At 57.5% G+C, this 18731-nt stretch carries 13 protein-coding genes; 7 read left to right on the top strand and 6 right to left on the bottom strand.

Going from position 1 to position 18731, the window contains the following annotated elements:
* Window positions 1-58: 58 nt before the first annotated feature.
* Together FIV46_RS12705 and FIV46_RS12700 are read right to left on the bottom strand one after the other, a co-directional pair.
* Window positions 59-1504 carry a sodium:solute symporter family protein gene (locus FIV46_RS12705; protein ID WP_219846112.1) on the bottom strand — a complete coding sequence of 482 codons (1446 nt, stop codon included), beginning with the start codon at window positions 1502-1504 and terminating at the stop codon, window positions 59-61.
* The gene (locus tag FIV46_RS12700) at window positions 1504-1734 is read right to left on the bottom strand and encodes a hypothetical protein (protein WP_139941307.1); all 231 of its coding nucleotides are present in this window, start codon (window positions 1732-1734) and stop codon (window positions 1504-1506) included. The genes FIV46_RS12705 and FIV46_RS12700 overlap by 1 nt, the downstream gene beginning before the upstream one ends.
* A gap of 409 nt (window positions 1735-2143) precedes the next feature.
* Between FIV46_RS12700 and FIV46_RS12695 the strand changes: the two genes are divergently transcribed.
* Both FIV46_RS12695 and FIV46_RS12690 read left to right on the top strand, forming a co-directional pair.
* Window positions 2144-3376, top strand: coding sequence for a Zn-dependent hydrolase (locus FIV46_RS12695; RefSeq protein WP_139941306.1), 1233 nt, complete (start codon window positions 2144-2146; stop codon window positions 3374-3376).
* A gap of 65 nt (window positions 3377-3441) precedes the next feature.
* A complete protein-coding gene (locus tag FIV46_RS12690) occupies window positions 3442-3918 on the top strand; it encodes a MarR family winged helix-turn-helix transcriptional regulator (protein WP_139941305.1) in 477 nt (158 codons plus the stop codon).
* Here FIV46_RS12690 and FIV46_RS12685 read toward each other — a convergent pair.
* Window positions 3915-6620 (bottom strand): bifunctional acetate--CoA ligase family protein/GNAT family N-acetyltransferase, encoded by a 2706-nt coding sequence (locus FIV46_RS12685; RefSeq protein ID WP_139941304.1) that lies wholly within the window; start codon window positions 6618-6620, stop codon window positions 3915-3917. The two genes, FIV46_RS12690 and FIV46_RS12685, sit on opposite strands and share 4 nt — an antisense overlap.
* A 307-nt stretch (window positions 6621-6927) precedes the next feature.
* On the opposite strand from FIV46_RS12685, the gene FIV46_RS12680 reads away from it, so the two are divergent.
* Window positions 6928-8760, top strand: a complete 1833-nt coding sequence (locus FIV46_RS12680) for a PHA/PHB synthase family protein (protein WP_139941303.1) — start codon at window positions 6928-6930, stop codon at window positions 8758-8760.
* A 60-nt stretch (window positions 8761-8820) separates the two neighbouring features.
* On the opposite strand, the gene FIV46_RS12675 is transcribed toward FIV46_RS12680, so the two are convergent.
* The 3 genes from FIV46_RS12675 to FIV46_RS12665 all read right to left on the bottom strand — a co-directional run bounded on the left by FIV46_RS12675 (window position 8821) and on the right by FIV46_RS12665 (window position 12579).
* A complete protein-coding gene (locus FIV46_RS12675) occupies window positions 8821-10137 on the bottom strand; it encodes an MFS transporter (protein WP_139941302.1) in 1317 nt (438 codons plus the stop codon).
* Between the two features lie 118 nt (window positions 10138-10255).
* Window positions 10256-11743, bottom strand: a complete 1488-nt coding sequence (locus FIV46_RS12670) for an AMP-binding protein (RefSeq protein ID WP_139941301.1) — start codon at window positions 11741-11743, stop codon at window positions 10256-10258.
* An 11-nt stretch (window positions 11744-11754) separates the two neighbouring features.
* The gene (locus FIV46_RS12665; protein ID WP_379954911.1) at window positions 11755-12579 is read right to left on the bottom strand and encodes a p-hydroxycinnamoyl CoA hydratase/lyase; all 825 of its coding nucleotides are present in this window, start codon (window positions 12577-12579) and stop codon (window positions 11755-11757) included.
* A gap of 288 nt (window positions 12580-12867) precedes the next feature.
* On the opposite strand from FIV46_RS12665, the gene FIV46_RS12660 reads away from it, so the two are divergent.
* The 4 genes from FIV46_RS12660 (at window position 12868) to FIV46_RS12645 (ending at window position 18727) form a co-directional block, all read left to right on the top strand.
* On the top strand, window positions 12868-13284 hold the full coding sequence (locus tag FIV46_RS12660) for a MarR family winged helix-turn-helix transcriptional regulator (RefSeq protein WP_181163229.1): 417 nt from the start codon (window positions 12868-12870) through the stop codon (window positions 13282-13284).
* A 249-nt stretch (window positions 13285-13533) separates the two neighbouring features.
* Entirely contained in the window at window positions 13534-14982 is a 1449-nt protein-coding gene (locus tag FIV46_RS12655) for an aldehyde dehydrogenase (RefSeq protein WP_139941298.1), read from the top strand.
* A gap of 447 nt (window positions 14983-15429) precedes the next feature.
* Window positions 15430-17739 carry a TonB-dependent receptor gene (locus tag FIV46_RS12650; protein ID WP_139941297.1) on the top strand — a complete coding sequence of 770 codons (2310 nt, stop codon included), beginning with the start codon at window positions 15430-15432 and terminating at the stop codon, window positions 17737-17739.
* Window positions 17740-17884: 145 nt separating this feature from the next.
* The gene (locus FIV46_RS12645; protein WP_139941296.1) at window positions 17885-18727 is read left to right on the top strand and encodes a PhzF family phenazine biosynthesis protein; all 843 of its coding nucleotides are present in this window, start codon (window positions 17885-17887) and stop codon (window positions 18725-18727) included.
* The last annotated feature ends 4 nt before the right edge of the window (window positions 18728-18731 follow it).

Genomic DNA, 18731 nt, shown 5'->3' with positions numbered 1-18731 from the left:
GCCACACAGGTCAGTGCCAATGCAGGCAATACCAGCGCCTCCAGCCCAATGACGGAAATCATTTTATCTCTCCATTTTTAATATCGCCGTTCTCCCTCAGGAGGGCCCAGTCAAAGGCCCGCCGGCCGGTAAAGGCAAACAGCATGACGATCATGGATACGGCAGCGGAAACAAGCGCCGCCACATAGAAACCAATGGCAAAATACGCGTAGAGCCCGCTGGCAGTACCAAGTACCATGGCCAGGGTAGCCAGAAGTCCGCTGCCCTTGCGATACAGCAGACCGATAGTGATCGGCCAGATGGTGCTGGCGACAAAGGCGCCGGTAAAATGCAGCAGGGAGCCCAGCGTCGCCAGTCGCGGCAGGCTCAGCGCCCAGGTAAACAGGCCAAGCCCGAGGATAATCCAGACCGCCGCCTTGCGCAGTTCGGCATCCGTGGCCGCCCGGCGGAAATGGCCCTTGTAAATATCTTTGACAATCAGGTCACTGGTGGCGGCCAGCACGCTGTCCAGGCTGGAGGCCAGGGCGGCAAAAACCACCACAAACACCAGGATCGCCCCCATCAGGCCGAACATTTTTCCGGCCACCAGCGGCGCCACCATATCAGGCGACGGCACATTGATGCCGAGTGCCGGTGCCGCCAGAGCGATGAAGCCTGCGACAATCGGTATCGGCAACCAGAAAAACCCGGCCAGCAGGTAGGCCCGAAAGCCGACGCCGGGGGCAAACGCAAAGGCCCGCGACCACCAGACATTGGAATGGAAAATCTCCCCGACCCCGAAGAACAGATTGTTGAACAGGAACATGATCGACGCCGGCAGCAGCAGGTTGAGGAGCTCCGGCCGTTCCTCCTGCAAACGGCTGTGAATGACTTCAAAACCCACTTCATGAATCACCAGGATACCCAGCAGGACAATGCCCACGAGGATCAGCAACGTCTGCACGAAGTCGGTACCGATCACCGCCCTGAGACCGCCAAACACGGTATAGAGAGTGCAGATCGCCACAATCACCGTCATACCGTAAAAATAGGGAATGCCGCTCAGGGCATTAATCAGTAACCCGCCGGCCATACCGAGGCTGATCAGCCAACCGAGACTGTAGAACAGGGAAATGAGCAGAAACACCCGCCAGGCCATATTGCCATAGCGCAGACGGATAAAATCACCGCTGGTATAGCCCTGGGGCATCATTTCCCGAATGCGCCGGGCCAGCGGCGCAAACAACAACAGGCCCACCGCCCCCAGCGAATAGCCGGCCATGCCCCAGATCCCCAGCTGATAGGCCAGCTGCGGGGCGGTCATGGTGGTGTTGCTGGTCACCCAAGTCGCCATGGCTGTCGCCACCGCAAAGCCCATGCCGACCTTGCGCCCGGCCAGCATATAATCTTCCAGGCTGTCATTTTTCCGTCCCAGCCACCAACCGAGCCACACCCACAACAGGGAGAAACCACCAATTATAAGCCAGGCGATGGACGCCGGCATGACAGCATCGGCATTCATCATCAGATATGGCTCCGCCCGCTTGTAACTGAAGAAATATGATCCGTATTACGGCTGCCGCGCAGCAGCAGCACCAGCAGGATGATAAAAATGACGGCCCCGGCCCCGAAGAAAGCCATTGCCTGACCGAGCGGGTGGTGACGAACCTCAAAAGTCAGCACATCTTCCGCTACGGCCGGGGAATTTGCAGACAGCAGACGCACCTGGTAGCTGCCATCGGAAAGCCCGGTCAATGTCGTCGCCCGGTCACCCCCCTGATAGAGAGTGCGCCAGCCGTGTTCAGATTTTAATTCGAGTTGAAAGGAAGAACCCTTTGCCTCCGGCCAGGCCAGAGTGACATAGCCTGCGGTAAGTCCATCATCTGCAATGTGGAGGGATCCGGCAGAAAGTGTGGAAACCGATGCCAGATAAACAACTGCTATAGTTATAACACGAAGAATCATAAAAGATTAGATGCGCCGTCGCTAACGACCAATTTCTCCTGATTTTTGCGGCAATCTCTGCATCTCGGCGGACCGGAGGCCCGATTTCATGACCACATCATAAGGATATATTATTTGAATTCAAATATTTTGTTCTGAAATATCCTGTGCCATAATTCAATGTGTAATTTTCCGCAAAATACCACAGGACGTTATAAAAATGCCGAATGTCTCCGTTGAACGTATCGAAAAGGACCTGCTTGCCCTGTCCAGATTCGGATTCAACGAACAGGACCGCGGCGTCTACCGCCAGGGCTTCAGCGACGCTGACATGGAAGCGCGGCGCTGGCTGATGGAAACCTTCACATCCATGGACATGAAAACCCATATGGACGGTGCCGGCAATGTGTTCGGGCGGATGGGACCGGACAACAAGCCCTGTGTCATGATCGGCTCCCACCTGGATTCCGTGCCCGCCGGCGGCATTTTTGACGGCGCCCTCGGCGTGGTGGCGGGCCTGGAATGTATTCGCACCATCAGGGAAAACGACATCCATCTCGACTATCCCATCGAGATCGTCGCCACCAGCGAGGAAGAGGGCCGGTTCGGCGGCATGTTGGGTGCCCAGGCCATCTCGGGCAAGGTTACTCTTGACTGGCTGGAACGCGCACAGGACTCCAGTGGCGAACTGCTCAAGGACGCCATGGCCCGTCACGGCTTTGACTATCATGAGGTCATGCATGCCCGTCGTTCGCCGGACGAGCTCCGGGCCTTTCTCGAACTGCATGTGGAGCAGGGCCCGGTGCTGGAAAGCAAACGCACCTCGATCGGCATTGTCGAGGGGATTTCCGGCGTCTTCAAATGGATGGTGCGGCTGATCGGCAAGGCGGACCATGCCGGCACCGCCCCCATGGACATGCGCAGCGACGCCTTCCTCGGGCTGGCCGATTTCACCCACGAGATCCAGCGCATCATTGACGAGGAAGGCACAGAAAAGTCAAGAATCACCATCGGGTTTGTCGAACTGAAGCCGGGCTTTCCCCATACTGTCCCGGGGGAGGTGGATTTCACCATCGTCGGGCGCGACCTTGATCCTGGCGTCATGAAAGCACTGGCCCAGGCCTGTCGCCGGGTCCTGTCTTCAATCGCCCGCAAGCACGGCCTGATGTTTGAATACGAACAAATGAGCTGGCTCGAGCCCAGCTACTGCAACAGCAAGGTCGTCGACATCATCAAGCAGCGGGCGGAAGGTCGTGGCTACAGTCACATGCTGATGCCGTCCGGGGCCGGTCACGATGCCCAGTTTTTGGCCGAAATTACCGACACCGGCATGATTTTCGTGCCCAGCGTCAATGGCGTCAGCCATGCCCCTGATGAATGGACCCACTGGGATGATGTGGAACGCGGCGCCAACCTTCTTCTCGATAGTATTGTGGTCTTGGCTACAGACTAGAAGATTGCCTGTCACTGCTTTTATCGCTAGATTTGTCGCCTCAATTTGTAGACAACAAGCGACCAATGACCGATTACGACGACATCCTGATATCCATCCGGCGCATCATCCGGGCCATTGACCTGCAATCCAAACAGCTGGTCAAAACCTCGGGTCTGACTGCACCGCAGCTTGTCGTGATGCAGGCCCTGCGCAAGGAGGGCAAAATGCCGCCCAGCGCCATCGCCCGCCAGGTCGCCCTGAGCCAGGCTACCATTACCTCGATCCTGGACCGGCTGGAAAAAGCGGGCCTGGCCCGGCGCACCCGCAGCGACGAAGACCGGCGCATTGTCCATGCCTGCCTGACCGAGGAAGGACTCAGGCGACTGGAAGAAGCGCCGGAGCTTCTGCAGTCCGGTTTTTTGCGCCAGTACCGCAAGCTGGAAAACTGGGAACGCCAGATGCTGGTCAGCTCCCTGCAGCGGGTCGCCGCCATGATGGACGCCGAAGAACTTGACGCCTCCCCCATCCTCGAAGTCGGAGAACTGCGGGAAGAAGACTAGGGCTTCTTGACCGGCAGAGACAGGGTGACAAGCTTCAGGCTGGCATCGGTCGGCTCCTGATGGATCTCGAAACCGAGTTCCCGGCACATTTGCAGCATGGTGTGGTTTTCAATGGCCACCTGTCCCCAAAGCTCCTCGATTTTTTCCGCCTCCGCATAGTGAATCAGCCGCTGCATCAGCGCCCAGCCCAGGCCGTGCCCTTTCATGTCAGTGCGGGTGATAACGGCATATTCAGCCCTTACATTGTCCGGGTCGGCGGCCAGGCGGGATATGCCCAGCATTTCGTCGGAATCCGGGTCAATGGCAATGAAGGCCATGGCGCGGGCATAGTCGATCTGGGTCAGGCGGGCGATAAATTCATGCTGCAGCTTGCGCAACGGCACAAACAGGCGCAGCCGGATATCCTCGGGATCGGTTTTCTCCATGAAGACATCATAATATTTTTCATCCTCGGGCCGAATCGGCCGAATCAGGATGCTCCGCCCTTCCGGCAAGGTTTCCCTTTGTTCCCACTCAGAGGGATAGGGGCGGATAGCAAGCCGGGGATTGAGTTTTCCTTCCGGCGCCGCCTCACCACCGCCGGCAACAATACGCGCATCGAGGGCGATCACCCCGGCCTCATCCGCCAGCAGGGGATTGATATCCAGTTCGGTGATCTCCGGCAGCTCCGCTACCATCTGCGATATCCGCACCAGGGCCAGTTCAATGGCGGACAGATGCGCCGCCGGCCGGTCCCGATAACCCTTGAGCAGCTTGAATACACGGGTCTCTTCCATCAGGTCGCGGGCGAGCTTCAGGTCCAGCGGCGGCAACGCCATAGCCGTATCCCGGATCACCTCCACCGCCGTACCCCCGGCCCCGAACATGATGATCGGCCCGAACGTGGCATCTTCACTGACCCCGATGATCAGCTCATGGGCGCCAGGCCGCCGGATCATGGGTTGCACCGTAAAGCCCTCGATGTTGGCCTCCGGCAGCGCCGCGCCAATGGCCGCCAGCATCTCTTCCGCCGCCTGCCGTGCCGTCGCCGCGTCAGACAGCCCGAGTTTGACGCCGCCCATGTCCGATTTGTGGGATATATCAACCGACAATATCTTGACCGCCACGTCTTTGCAGCCCCGGGCCAGGAACTGCTGTGCCGCTTTTTCAACCTCTTGCGGATGTGCGGCAATGACAGTTTCCACCGTGGGAATGCCATACGCCTTGAGCACCGCCTTGGCCTCCGGTTCCGTCAGCAGGGTCCGGCCGGAACCGGTTGCCGCGGCAATGACTTTGCGCGCCTCGGCAGCATCCGTGTGAAATCCTTCCGGCAGGCTCGGCGGCGTCTGCATCAGCGCCCGCTGGTCCCTGGCATGGCGGGTCAGGTAGCTGAACCCGCGCACTGCATCCTCCGGGGTATGGAAGGTGGGATAACCTTCCGCCGCAAAAAGGGCCCGGGACTCCTGGGCAGCGCCGTCGCCCAGCCAGGCGGTCAGCACCGCTTTGGGATGGATGAATTTGCGATTGTTGCGGTCGATACTCCTGAGGGTGGCTTTCGCGGCTTCGGTACTGGACGCCAGCGCCGTCGGACAGTTGATCACCATCACCGCATCGACACAGGGATCCTCGAGCACAATTTCCATGGCCTGCTCATAGCGTTCGGGGCCGGCGTCGCCGATAATGTCAACCGGGTTGCCCTTGGACCAGTTGTCCGGCAGGGCCTGGTCGAGCCGGGCAAGGGTTTCTTCCGACAGGTCGGCCAGGGTGCCGCCAAAATCAATCAGACGGTCCACCGCCAGCACCCCGGCGCCGCCGCCGTTGGTGATGATGGCCAGCCGGTCACCGTGTACCGCTTTCAGGTGGCTGAGGATTTCTGCGGCATCGAACAGATCCTCCAGGTCGGTCACCCGCAGGATTCCCGCCCGTCGAAAGGCGGCATTATAGACCGCATCGGATCCGGCCAGCGCGCCGGTATGGGAATGGGCCGCCTTGGCGGCCTCCGCGTGGCGACCGGACTTGATCACAATCACCGGCTTGACCCGTGCGGCCGACCGGGCCGCGGACATGAACTTGCGGGCATCGGTCACCTGCTCCAGATACATCAGGATGGCCCGGGTATGGGTATCCGCCGCCAGATAATCCAGCATGTCGCCCAGGTCCACATCGACCATGTCGCCCATCGATACCATGGCGGAGAAGCCCTTGCCGGCATCCCGCGACCAGTCGAGAATGGCACTGATGATGGCACCGGACTGGGACAACAGGGCGAGTTCACCATTCAGCGGCATGCCATGGGCAAAGCTGGCATTGAGACCGGTACCGGGCACCAAGAGCCCGAAACAGTTGGGGCCGATGATTCTCAGGTCATGGCGTTTCGCCGCCTCCACCAGCTCATCGGTCAACCCCTCCTGGCGGAACCCGGCGGTAATCACCACCGCCGCCCGGGTCCCCTTTTCCCCGAGATCACGAATAATGTCCGGCACATATCGCGGCGGCACGGCAATGACCGCCAGGTCCGGAATGCCGGGCAGGCTCGCGGTATCCCTGTAACAGGGAACACCGGCAATCTCCGAATGGCTGGGATTGACCAGCCAGACCGTGCCCTTGAAATCGGCATAGAGGTTATTCATTACTGTCCGGCCGATGGAGCCCTTCCGGTCGCTGGCGCCGTAAAGGGCCACGGACGAGGGCGAAAAGAGTTTTTCAATATTTCGTATGGTCATTGGTCGGTTGCCGCCTTGCCATTTTGCCTTGCACAATAGTTTACGAGTCTACACGAAAATACGCCCATATTATAGCTGCTATAAAAACTTCACAATTGACCAATATCATTTCCCCGCAGGCAGAACAGGTTCATTATCGCCGTATAACCTTGATATTTCAGCACTGTGCGGTGAGAATCGCAGGCTTGAAACTGCTTGGCGGGACTGGCCTGATCGGCATAAACTATTTCTGTTGCACTGCAGCAAAATATGCTATAATCCGTCTCGAATTTTTAATTTTGGTCCGCTATTGGAAATGAGCTACGCCATGACAGGGAAATCCCTTGTTACAAAAGAAGACACCGAACTGCCTGCTGTCATCCAGTCGCAGGAGTCAGCACAGCTTCTGACCCGCCCCTCTGGCCAGGAACGGGAACCGGAGCACCCGCTGGCCGATGCCTTCGATCGCACCGTCCATGCTGCGGTCGCCCGATCCACTGCCGGCCTGTCGCCGATGGCATTGACAAACGCCTGGATGGACTGGGCCGTTCACCTCGCCTTTTCCCCCGGCAAACAGGCGGAGCTGGTCAACAAGGCCGCCCGCAAGACGGCCCGCCTCGCCACTCATGCCGCAAAATGCGCCTTGAGCGAGGGAGATCACAAGCCCTGCATTGAACCCCTGCCGCAGGACAAGCGTTTTTCGGATGAGGCCTGGCACAAATGGCCCTATAACCTGATGTATCAATCCTTCCTGCTGAACCAGCAGTGGTGGCACAATGCGACCACCGGTGTACGCGGCGTCACCCGGCAGCATGAAAATGTCCTTGAATTTGCCAGCCGCCAGTTGCTGGATATCTTTTCGCCATCCAATTTCCTCTGGACCAATCCCGAAGTCATTGAAAAAACCTGGCAGGAAAAAGGCATGAACCTGGTTCACGGGTTCCAGAATTATCTGGAAGACCTGATCGACATGACCGACGGCAAAATGAACAAGCCCAGCAAATACAAAGTCGGCCAGGATGTCGCCGTTACCCCGGGCAACGTGGTGTTCCGCAACCGGCTGATTGAGCTGATTCAGTATAAGCCGGCCACGGACAAGGTGCGGCCGGAGCCGATCCTGATCGCACCGGCCTGGATCATGAAATATTACATTCTCGACCTCAGCCCCCATAACTCGCTGGTCAAATACCTGACCGAACAGGGCTACACCGTCTTCATGGTTTCCTGGAAGAACCCGGACGAAAACGACCGCAACCTCGGGATGGATGATTATCGCCAGTTGGGGATAATGGCGGCACTGGACGCCATTTCCGCCATCCTGCCTGAACGCAAGGTTCATGCGGTCGGCTACTGCCTGGGCGGCACCCTGCTGTCCATCGCCGCCGCCGCCATGGCCCGGGATGGCGATGACCGGATTGGCTCCATGACCCTGCTCGCGGCCCAGACCGATTTTACCGAGGCCGGTGAACTGACCCTGTTCATCAATGAGAGCGAACTGACCTTCCTCGAAGACATGATGTGGGAAAAGGGTTATCTGGATACCAACCAGATGGCCGGCGCGTTCCAGATCCTGCGCTCCAACGACCTGGTCTGGTCGCGCATGGTGCACGATTACCTGATAGGCGAACGACAGGAACTCAACGACCTGATGTCCTGGAATATGGATGCCACCCGCATGCCCTACCGCATGCACAGCGAATATCTGCGCGAGCTGTTCCTCAACAATGATTTCGCTGCCGGGCGCTACCGGGTCGGCGAAAAACCGGTGGTCCTGAGCGATATCCGGGTCCCGATCTTTGCCGTCGGCACCCAGTGGGACCATGTGGCGCCCTGGCACTCGGTCTACAAGGTGCATCAGCTGTCCGATACGGAGGTTACCTTCCTGCTGACCAGTGGCGGCCATAATGCCGGCATTGTGTCGGAAATCGGCCATCCGGGCCGTTTTTACCAGATCTCCACCAGAAGTGCGGATGACCAGTATGAAGATCCGGACAGCTGGATCCAGAATACCCCGCTCCGGGAAGGCTCTTGGTGGCCGGCCTGGGTGGCATGGCTGGACGAACGCTCCGGCGAACCCGTTCCGCCGCCGAGCATGGGCGCGACCGGCGTGGTCCTGCCGCTGATTGACAAGGCCCCCGGCCAATATGTCCTGCAGGACTAAGCAATAGAAAAAGCCGGGCCCTGGCAGCCCGGCTTGATGGATTCATCCTCGAAATTTGGGTTATTTTTCCGCCTGAACATCATCCTGCAGTTGTTTGGCAAAAATCAAGGCAACTGCGGCGATGATAGAGCCCATGGCCATAATAATGGCGACGCCGCCCCGATCCATGCCCAAAGCGAACAGGTATCCAGTCAAGGCGGGTGAAATCAAGGAACCGCCGCGGCCCATACCAATAACAAATCCGGTACCGCTGGCCCGAAGCTTGGTCGGAAAATTCTTGGCGATGAGGGCATAAAGACCGACCACACCACCAAACACAAAGCAACCCAGGATAAATCCGACAAGTTTCAACAGTTCGATCTGCGGTGTGACCTGACCAAAGGCAATCACCGCTGCAGCGGTCGCCAGCATAATTCCAATCACCAATTTTCTCATACCAAAGAAGGTAGCCACCCAGCCAAGGATGCTGCCGCCAATAATCCCGCCGATATTGACCCAAACGGAAACCGAAGTCCCCACAGCTTTGTCAAAACCAAGCTCAGTGACAATATATGGCACCCACCCCAATACGTAATAGAAGGTCGTGATATGCAGGAAGTAACTGAATGCCAAGGCAAGAGTCTTGTTGCGCTGCCCCGTGGCAAACAGTTCTTTAAAACCGGCCCGGGCCTCTTCAGCATGGGGTTCTGCAATATGATCCGCCGGCTGGTGCTTCATCCGGCGCAGGATTTTGTTGATCTTGTCAAGGGCGGCTGCACCCTTGCTGTGGCTGAGGAATTCAATGGATTCCGGAAGGAACAGCAATACCAGGGGAATGATGGCCAGGGTCACCAGACCACCAAAGACAAACACTGAATGCCAACTGTAATGCTGCAACAAAACAACAGCCACGGACCCGCCGAGCACCCCGCCGACCGGGTAGCCAATGGTCATCAGACTGACGGCAAAATCACGCCGCTTGGCATTGGAATATTCCGCCGCCATGGCGTTGATCGAGGCCAACATGGCGCCGATACCCAGGCCGGTAATTACCCGGTAGACGGACATGGTGATGATATCCATCGCCGTTGCCGACAACAGCATGCCGACCCCCATGGTGACCAGGCTGCCAAGAATGGCAGCACGCCGGCCGAACCGATCCGCGAGCGGCGCCAGGAACAGCGATCCGGCCGCCATGCCGGCGAGGCCGGTTAGCAGTACAATGCCAATTGCATCTGCGCCGAGACCCCAGTCTTCAGCGATACCCGGCGCTGCAAAGGTGATGGCAAGAACATCAAACCCGTCCAAAGCATTCAAAAAGATACAAATGCCGACCGCAAAAATCTGCAAGCCGCTCATCGGTTCGCGATCAATAATATCGCGCGGATCAGTGTTCATGCTGCTTGTCTCCCATTCCCAGTTACATCACTCGTTTTGTCGTTATTCGTTGCGCTGCTCAATTCAGATTGCAGAACCTTGCCCTATCGTTTTTGATTTTGCAAACGTTTGTGGGTCTCTACTTTTCTTTTTGCATCAGAAGTGCCCGCAATTCCTGCTTCTGCACTTTACCGGATCCGGTACGTGGCAGGGCCGGAAGGAGAGTCAGGTGTTTCGGCAGCTTGTAGCGGGCCAGCTTTGGCTCCAGCCAGGCCAGGACTGTGTCCATATCGACGGCATAGCCTTCCTTGCACACTACGGCGAGATGCCCGACTTCACCCCAGCGTTCATCGGGCACGCCGACCACCGCCGCCTCGATCACACCTTCCATGCCGGCGAAGGCGGCTTCCACTTCCGCCGGATAGACATTCTCCCCGCCGGAAATAAACATGTCCTTTTTGCGGTCGACCAGATAGTAGAACCCGTCCGCATCCCGGCACGCCACATCGCCGGTCTTGAACCAGCCATCTTCAGTAAAGGCGTCAATGGTGGCTTCCTCACGCCGCCAGTAGCCGCGGGTGACATTGTCGCCACGCAGCAGAAGTTCCCCGGCCACATCGACCGGACAGTCATTGCCCTGGGCATCTACAATACGGGCTTCTACAGACGGTGTGCCGAGACCAACCGAACCGGCCTTGGCCAGGATCCGGTCGCGTTCGATCGGCATGCCGAAGGTGGTGCCGGACTCGCTCATGCCAAATCCGTCCACCACCGAGATCCCGTCATCGACCCAGGCCCGGATATCCGCCTCGGGATGAGGCGCCCCGCCGGTAAAAATAGCGGTCATATTGCGCAGTTTTTCCGGATCATAGCCCGGCTCCTGGCGCAGGCGCGCCGCCATCTGCGGCACACCGAAATAATGGGTCACCTTCAGGTCCGGATCACCAAGACGAGCCAGGGTGCGGGCCGCATCAAATCCTTCGGAAATGATCAGCATGGCCCCGCGCATGAAAGTGGGGCGCACATTGGTGATCAGGCCGATGATATGGAACATGGGCGAGTCACACAGGAATACGCTTTCATGGGTCACCCGCCCCAGGATGGAAAAATTATAGGCCGTCTGGTCCAGGTTCTTTTCGCTCAACATCGCGCCCTTGGGCTTGCCGGAGGTGCCGGAGGTATAGAGAATGAGCGATATATTATCCCGATCGAACGGTGCATGGGGCAGAGGTTCGGCCTTGTCTATTGCCGCCGTCAGTTCAGACACCGACAGGCGCGGCACATCGGAATCGATCGCATCAAGGCAGCTGTCCCCGACCAGCAGCTTCGGGTCCGAATCCTCGATCAGGGACTCCACCTCCGCCGCACTCAGCCGCCAGTTGAGCGGCACATAGATCAGGCCCGTGCGCGCGCAGGCCAGATGCAGGATAACCAACTCCGCACAATTGTGGGCCAGAGTCACCACACGCTCGCCATGCGCCAGCGCCGGGTTGGCGCGCAGGACAGCTGCGCACTGGCCGATGGCCTGGTCCAGTGCGGCATAGTCCCATTCCCGCGCCGTATTCAGGTCGCGTATCGCTATCCTGTCAGGCTGCAGCCCCGACTGCAGGGCAACATGGTCGATCATGTTTGATCCCGTTACTTGTCTTTCTTGTAGGCGCCGAGTCCGGGTTTGTAGCTTTTCTCATCGATAAACTGACGAATGCCTTCCTTGCGACCTTCATTATCGAAAGAGTTGGCCGCTTCCTGCATCCGCACGAGATATTCCTCGGCATCGTCATAGGACATGTCACCGACACGGCGTACCGCATCTTTGGCATATTTCAGGGCGACCGGATTTTTCTCCAGCAGGATATTGGCCACTTCGCGGGTCCTCTCTTCCAGTTTTTCCAGCGGCACGCTCTCGTTCACCAGGCGCATTGCCGCGGCCTGCTTGCCGTCGATCAGTTCGCCGGTCAGGGTCAGCCACATGGCGTCACGCATCGGCAGCAGGTCGACCACAACCTTGGTCACGCCGCCGCCGGGCAGGATACCCCAGTTGATTTCAGACAGGCCGTATTTTGCTTCATCGGCAGAGATGGCCAGGTCACAGGCAAACAGCGGACCGAACCCGCCGCCAAAACACCAGCCGTTGACCATGGCGATGGTCGGTTTCTGGTAGCGGCGCAGACGACGGAACCAGCCGTAGCTTTCGCTCTGGGATTTGCGGACACCCTTCAGCCCCAGGGCTTCGGTTTCACGGAAATATTCCTTGAGGTCCATACCGGCGGACCAGGCGGTTCCTTCACCGCTCAGCACCAGCACGCCCACATCATCGCGGAATTCCAGCTCATCGAGCACTTCCATCATGCGACGGTTCAGGGTGGGGCTCATACAGTTACGCTTTTCCGGGCGGTTGAATTTTACCCAGGCAATCCCGTCTTCGACCTTAAAGGCTACTACATCAGTGGCTTCGCTCATCATTCATGTCCTTGTTGATTATAATCACAACCGGCTTTGAGCGCGCACAACGATTCTTTCGGTCTCAATCATGACCTCCCCCGATGTGCCGCCCCGAGCCATTTTTATTGTCACCATCCACGCAAACCATGCCTGCCTCGGGGAATCCCCGGCGGCCCGGACATGTGTTGCACTTCAAGAATGCTATATTACATAGCTATACATAATAACATTAGGATTGTCATTTACAACAAAAATTTGCATATTCTCGACATGAGTAATAAACATAAAGAAAAAACCAAGCGTATAACCATGACTGTTTCCAATCCACTTGAAAAACTTCTGGGCTATCATTTGCGCCGGGCCTCCGCTGCCATGTTATCACAGCTGGGCGAGGGATTCAGCGAACTTGACCTTAAGGTTACTGAAACATCGGTTCTTGTCATGGTCGAGGCCAATCCCGGCATGAAACAGAGCGATATCGGCCGGGCGCTGGGCATCAAAAGCGCGAATATGGCGCCGCTCGTCGCCGTCCTCAATGACCGGGGCTTCATCAACAAAAAGCCGCTGGACGGCAGGTCCCAGGGCCTTCACCTGTCTGAAGAAGGTAAAAAGGTCGTGCGCAAGATCTGGGAACATATTGACGTCAACGAGAAATGGCTGATGCGAAACCTGGATGACAGCAGCTCGGAGTCGCTCAGAAAAACCCTGGAAAAAATCTGGCAGTAACGGTCAAAGCGTCCGAAACTCTCTGGTACTTACGCCCCCAGGCACCATCCGCTCTATTTATTATTATTCTGATTTGTTTTTTAAGCCTATATAATATAATAAGAAATATAGAGGTGTCTAAAATAATAGTCTGCAACAGTCGTCAGTGGAGGTTCCCTCACGGGGAATTGACGCTGCGATATTATGTTGTTATGACGATAATTGTTATATGATATAGCGATCAACCCGCAAATCAGAGGCTTTAAGACAATGGACGCACAACTTCTTATCAACGCACAATTTGTTCCTGCGGCCGACGGCCGTACTTATGAACGCTGCAACCCCGTCACCGGCGAGGTCGCCTCCCGGGCACCGGCCGCCGGCAGCGCCGACATCAAGGCCGCCGTGGAGGCCGCCCAGGCCGCCCTGCCCGAATGGTCGGGCCTCGGCCCCAACGCCCGCCGGGCCGCCCTGATGAAAGCCTCCCAGGCGATTCTGGACCTGGGCGATGAATTCGTCGAGGCCATGAAAGGCGAAATCGGCGCTACCGAAGGCTGGGCCCGCTTCAACGTGATGCTGGCTTCGCAGATGTTCATGGAAGCCGCCGCCCTGACCACCCAGGTTCAGGGCCAGATCATCCCCTCCGACAAACCAGGCTGCATGGCCATGGCAGTACGCAAGCCGGCCGGCGTGATCCTCGGCATCGCCCCGTGGAATGCCCCGGTGATCCTCGGTGTACGCGCTGTCGCCACACCGCTGGCCTGCGGCAATACGGCCATCCTCAAGGCCTCGGAAGTCTGTCCGGTCACCCATATGCTGATCGGCAAAGCGCTGAATTCCGCCGGCCTGCCGGCTGGTGCAGTGAACGTGATTACCAACGCGCCGGAAGACGCCGGCGAGGTGGTCGGCGAGCTGATCGACCATAAATATGTGCGCCGGGTCAACTTTACCGGTTCCTCCCATGTGGGCCGGATCATCGCCGAACGCGCCGCCCGCACCTTCACGCCGGTGCTTCTGGAGCTGGGCGGCAAAGCCCCGCTTGTCGTCCTCGAGGACGCCGACCTGGATGAGGCCGTCAAGGCCATTGCCTTCGGCGCCTATATGAACCAGGGCCAGATCTGCATGTCCACGGAACGCGTGGTGGTCGAGGACAGCGTGGCCGACGCGCTGGTGGAAAAACTGACCGCCAAGGCCGCCACCCTGGTGGCCGGTGATCCGCGGGAAGGAAATACACCGCTCGGCGCGCTGGTCGACCGCAAGTCCGTTGATCATGTGCTCGGACTCGTCAATGACGCCGGCGGCAAAGGCGCCGATGTTACCGTCGGCGGCACCGCCGACGGGGTACAAATGTCCGCCACCGTGGTCGACAAGGTGACCAAGGACATGCGGATTTACACAGAGGAATCTTTCGGTCCGGTCGTCGCCGTCATCCGGGTCAGGGATGCGGAGGAAGCCGTCACAGTGGCCAATGACAGTGAATATGGCCTGTCCGCCGCCGTGTTCAGCAAGGATATCGTCAAGGCCCTGAAAATCGCCGAACGGATCGACAGCGGCATCTGCCACATCAACGGCGCCACCGTCCATGACGAAGCGCAGATGCCGTTCGGCGGCACTAAGTCCAGTGGCTACGGCCGCTTTGGCGGCCAGGCCGGCATCAACGAGTTTACCGACCTGCGCTGGATTACCCTGGAAACAGAACCGGGCCATTTCCCGATCTAGCCCTGGTATTCATTTTATCAGGAAAGGCATGTTCCGGCCCCGGAGCGTGCCTTTTTTATATCGGCAGTTCCAATCGTCCCCGGGAATGGGCGCCGCCGCCAGCAGGTTTGGTCAGACAAAACGAAGGTCATCAAAAATGAATTAATTCTTGAGCCTACAAATAATCTGCGGTAAAACCCTCGGGAGGGACTGGATACTGGATACATTGGAAATACAAAGCAGGCATTGCCCGCAGAAAAAGCCTATAATATCCCGTCATTCCCCAGGCAATCTCCGCGCAAGAAATTAATTCATATTTAGCTAATAACATAGTTTGTTAGAAACATTCTAAAAATATGAATTGCCTTATGCAATCGGTTGCTTTAATATGAGCATTGATTAATGCATATAAGGTTAATAATCAATCAGCATTAATCTTTCTGAGACTAAAATACATGGGAGAAACAAATGATAATTGGGCGACAATTATTAAAATCACTCTATTACACCACCGCCGCTTCACTGACATTGACCGCTCTTACCGCCTCGCAGGCTACTGCGCAGGACGAAGAAGCCGCATTTGTCCTTGAAGAAATCACCGTGACGGCCCGCAAGGTTGAAGAAAACCTGCAGGACACCCCGGTGGCCATCTCCGCCTTCACCGGTGAAGGCCTCGAACGGCGTCAGATTTTCAGCACCGACGACCTGGACAATGTGACGCCGAACCTGCAGTTCAGCAACAACGCACCGCTGGCCGGGAACAACAACTCATCCCAGGTCTTTATCCGCGGCATCGGCCAGACCGATCCGACCTCCACGGTTGACCCGGGTGTCGGCATCTATATTGACGATGTCTACATGGGCCAGTCTGTCGGCGGCACCATGGATTTCCGTGACATCGCCGGCGTGCAGGTCCTGCGCGGCCCGCAGGGCACCCTGTTCGGCCGCAACACCATCGGTGGCGCCATCCTGCTTACCACCAAGGAGCCGGGTGAAGAATTCGGCGGCACCTTCAAAGGCGGTGTCGGTTCCGATAATCTCCGTGAACTGAATCTTGCCCTCGACATTCCCCTTGGCGACAAGGTGAAATCCCGCTTTACCTATGGCACGCGGATCCAGGACGGTTATGTAATCCGGGTTTCCGACGGTACCGACCTTGGCGACAAGAACTCCTATACCGCCACCGGCAAGATTGTTTTCACGCCGAGCGACGATTTCGAGATCAAACTGCAGTTCGATTACACCAAGGCTGACGAAAACGGTTCGCCACTGGTCTTTGCCGAAGCCAATGAGAATGCCGTCTTTATGCGCGCCGCCAGTGCCGCTGCCGGCTGCCCCGGCTATGTCGACTGGACGTCCGGTCCGGTTCCGATGATCGACGATGACCGTTGCGCCAACGACTTCCAGAACAAGGGGCCGTTTGCCAACAATGGTACCAACCCGCTGAAAAGCATCCTGGAAAACTGGGGTTCATCCCTGCATCTGACCTATGATGTGAGCGAAAGCCTGACCCTGAAATCCATCACCTCCTACCGGGAACTGAACTGGGAAGGCGTTCGTGATGCGGACAATACCCCGCTGCCGATCCTGCATACCAGCTACGTCAGCGATGGCGAACAGTTCAGCCAGGAACTGCAGGCGCTTTATACCGCCGACAAGCTGACCGGTGTCGCCGGCCTCTATTACTATGAAGAAAAGATCGACGACGACGTGTGGGTGACGCTGTCACCGCCGCCGTTCCCGACCGGTGTTGGGGACAGCGACGACAATATCACCGACAACAGCAACTGGGCGGCCTTTACCCAGTGGAGCTATGACATCACGGATCAGCTGACCGTGACACTGGGGGCCCGTTACACCTCAGAGACCAAAGCCTCCACACCGGACCAGTACGGCGAACCCAATCCGGCTGACAAATATCTTCCTGTCATGAAATACTCTCAGGACTTTGACGCCTTCACGGTCAATGCCAACCTCAGTTATCGCGTAAACGAAAATGTGATGACTTACCTGAGCTATTCCGAAGGCTTCAAGTCCGGTGGCTGGAACAGCCACTTCAACACCAACTTCGATGACACACCGGAACATCTGGCGCTGCTGGAACAGGTGCATCCGTTTGATGAAGAAACCGCCAAAAACTATGAAATCGGTTTCAAGGCTGACCTGCTGGACAACACCCTGCGTGTCAACGGTGCGGTCTTCTCCACCGACTACACAGACCTGCAGCTGGTCTATCGTGTGATCGTGGCGCCCTTCATCACCAATGCCGGTAAAGCCTCCAACGACGGTGCCGAGCTGGAGCTGACCTGGCTGCCGGCCGACAATCTGGTGATCGATGCCGGTGTGGGTTATCTGGACGCCACCATTGACGAAGTGGTTACCTTCCCGCAGCCGGAAATCAGCGGCAGTATTGCGGCGGGTAATCGTCTGCCCTTCGCGCCAAAATGGCAGGCCAACTTCGGCATTGGCTATACCTTCGATCCCGACGGGTCAGACCTGACCTGGACTCCGCGGGTAGACCTCAATTATCAAAGCAAGACCTACTTTGATGCCATCAACACCGAGGAAATCGCCCAGGACGGTCGCACCATTGTTAACGCCTCCATCATTCTGGAGCCGTCAGATGAAACCTGGAAGTTCGTCTTTGGCGTCAACAACCTGACCGACAAGCTGTATCCGATCGCCGGGAACTCCTCCCTCGGCACCAGCTCCGGTTATGCGGAGATTGCCTACGCCCGCAAACGGGAATGGTTCGCCAACTTCGAATATAACTTCTAAACTCTTTTGGACCTCGGGGCTGTCGTGACGGACAGCCCTGCTTCTCCTGAAACCGCCTCGCAAGAGGCGGTTTTTTTTGACTTTTTCACAGGCTGCTTGCCAGAAAAGATGCCAGTGCTATAGTGCGCAAAACAGGGGGATAATCATGACACTTGAACTTTTCCGAAAAGCAGCTTTTACCGATGGCCAAAACGGCGGCAATAATGCCGGGGTCGCCATCTGTTCAGCATTGCCACCCGAAGAGGAAATGCAGCAGATTGCCGCCGACGTTGGCTATTCAGAAACCGCTTTCGCCGAGAAGAGAGACGACGGCAGCTGGCGGGTACGCTATTTTACTCCGGAAATGGAAATCAACTTCTGCGGCCACGCGACCATCGCCTTGGGCGCCGTCTTTGGCGAGCTGTTCGGCCCGGCGACCTATCCCCTGATTCTCAATGACCGGGAAATCACCGTTGCCGCCAACGAAGACGGGTCCGCCACACTGGTTTCACCGGGCACATCTTCGCAGGCACTGGAAGAAAATTTGAAAACGCAGATCATGACGGCCTTCTCCCTGACAGACAGCGACCTGGACCCGGCCATCCCGCCGGCCCTGGTCAATGCGGGCAACAACCATGTGCTGCTGCCGGTCAACAGCCGGGAGTGTGTGGCTCAAATGTCCTATCCGTTCGAGGAAATGCGCTCCCTTCAGCAGAAGGAAGGAATCCCCACCATTATCCTGCTGTGGCGGGAAAATGAACAAACCCTGCATATGCGCAACGCCTTTGCCTACGGCGGGTTGGTGGAAGATCCGGCCACGGGGTCTGCCGCGGCGGCGGTTGCCGGTTATTTCCGGAAAGCGGGTCTTATGGACTTTGGCCATGGTCCGGCCCGGCTCGTCTTTCACCAGGGAGACGACATGGGCATCCCCTGCCGCCTGATTGCCGACATTCCAGAAGAACCGGGTTCCGGCATCTCGCTCACCGGCACGGTAAGGTCCATCGACTGAGGTA

This window comes from Emcibacter nanhaiensis (genome assembly GCF_006385175.1).
GTDB lineage: Bacteria > Pseudomonadota > Alphaproteobacteria > Sphingomonadales > Emcibacteraceae > Emcibacter > Emcibacter nanhaiensis.
This window is presented reverse-complemented; position numbering and strand designations above follow the sequence as displayed.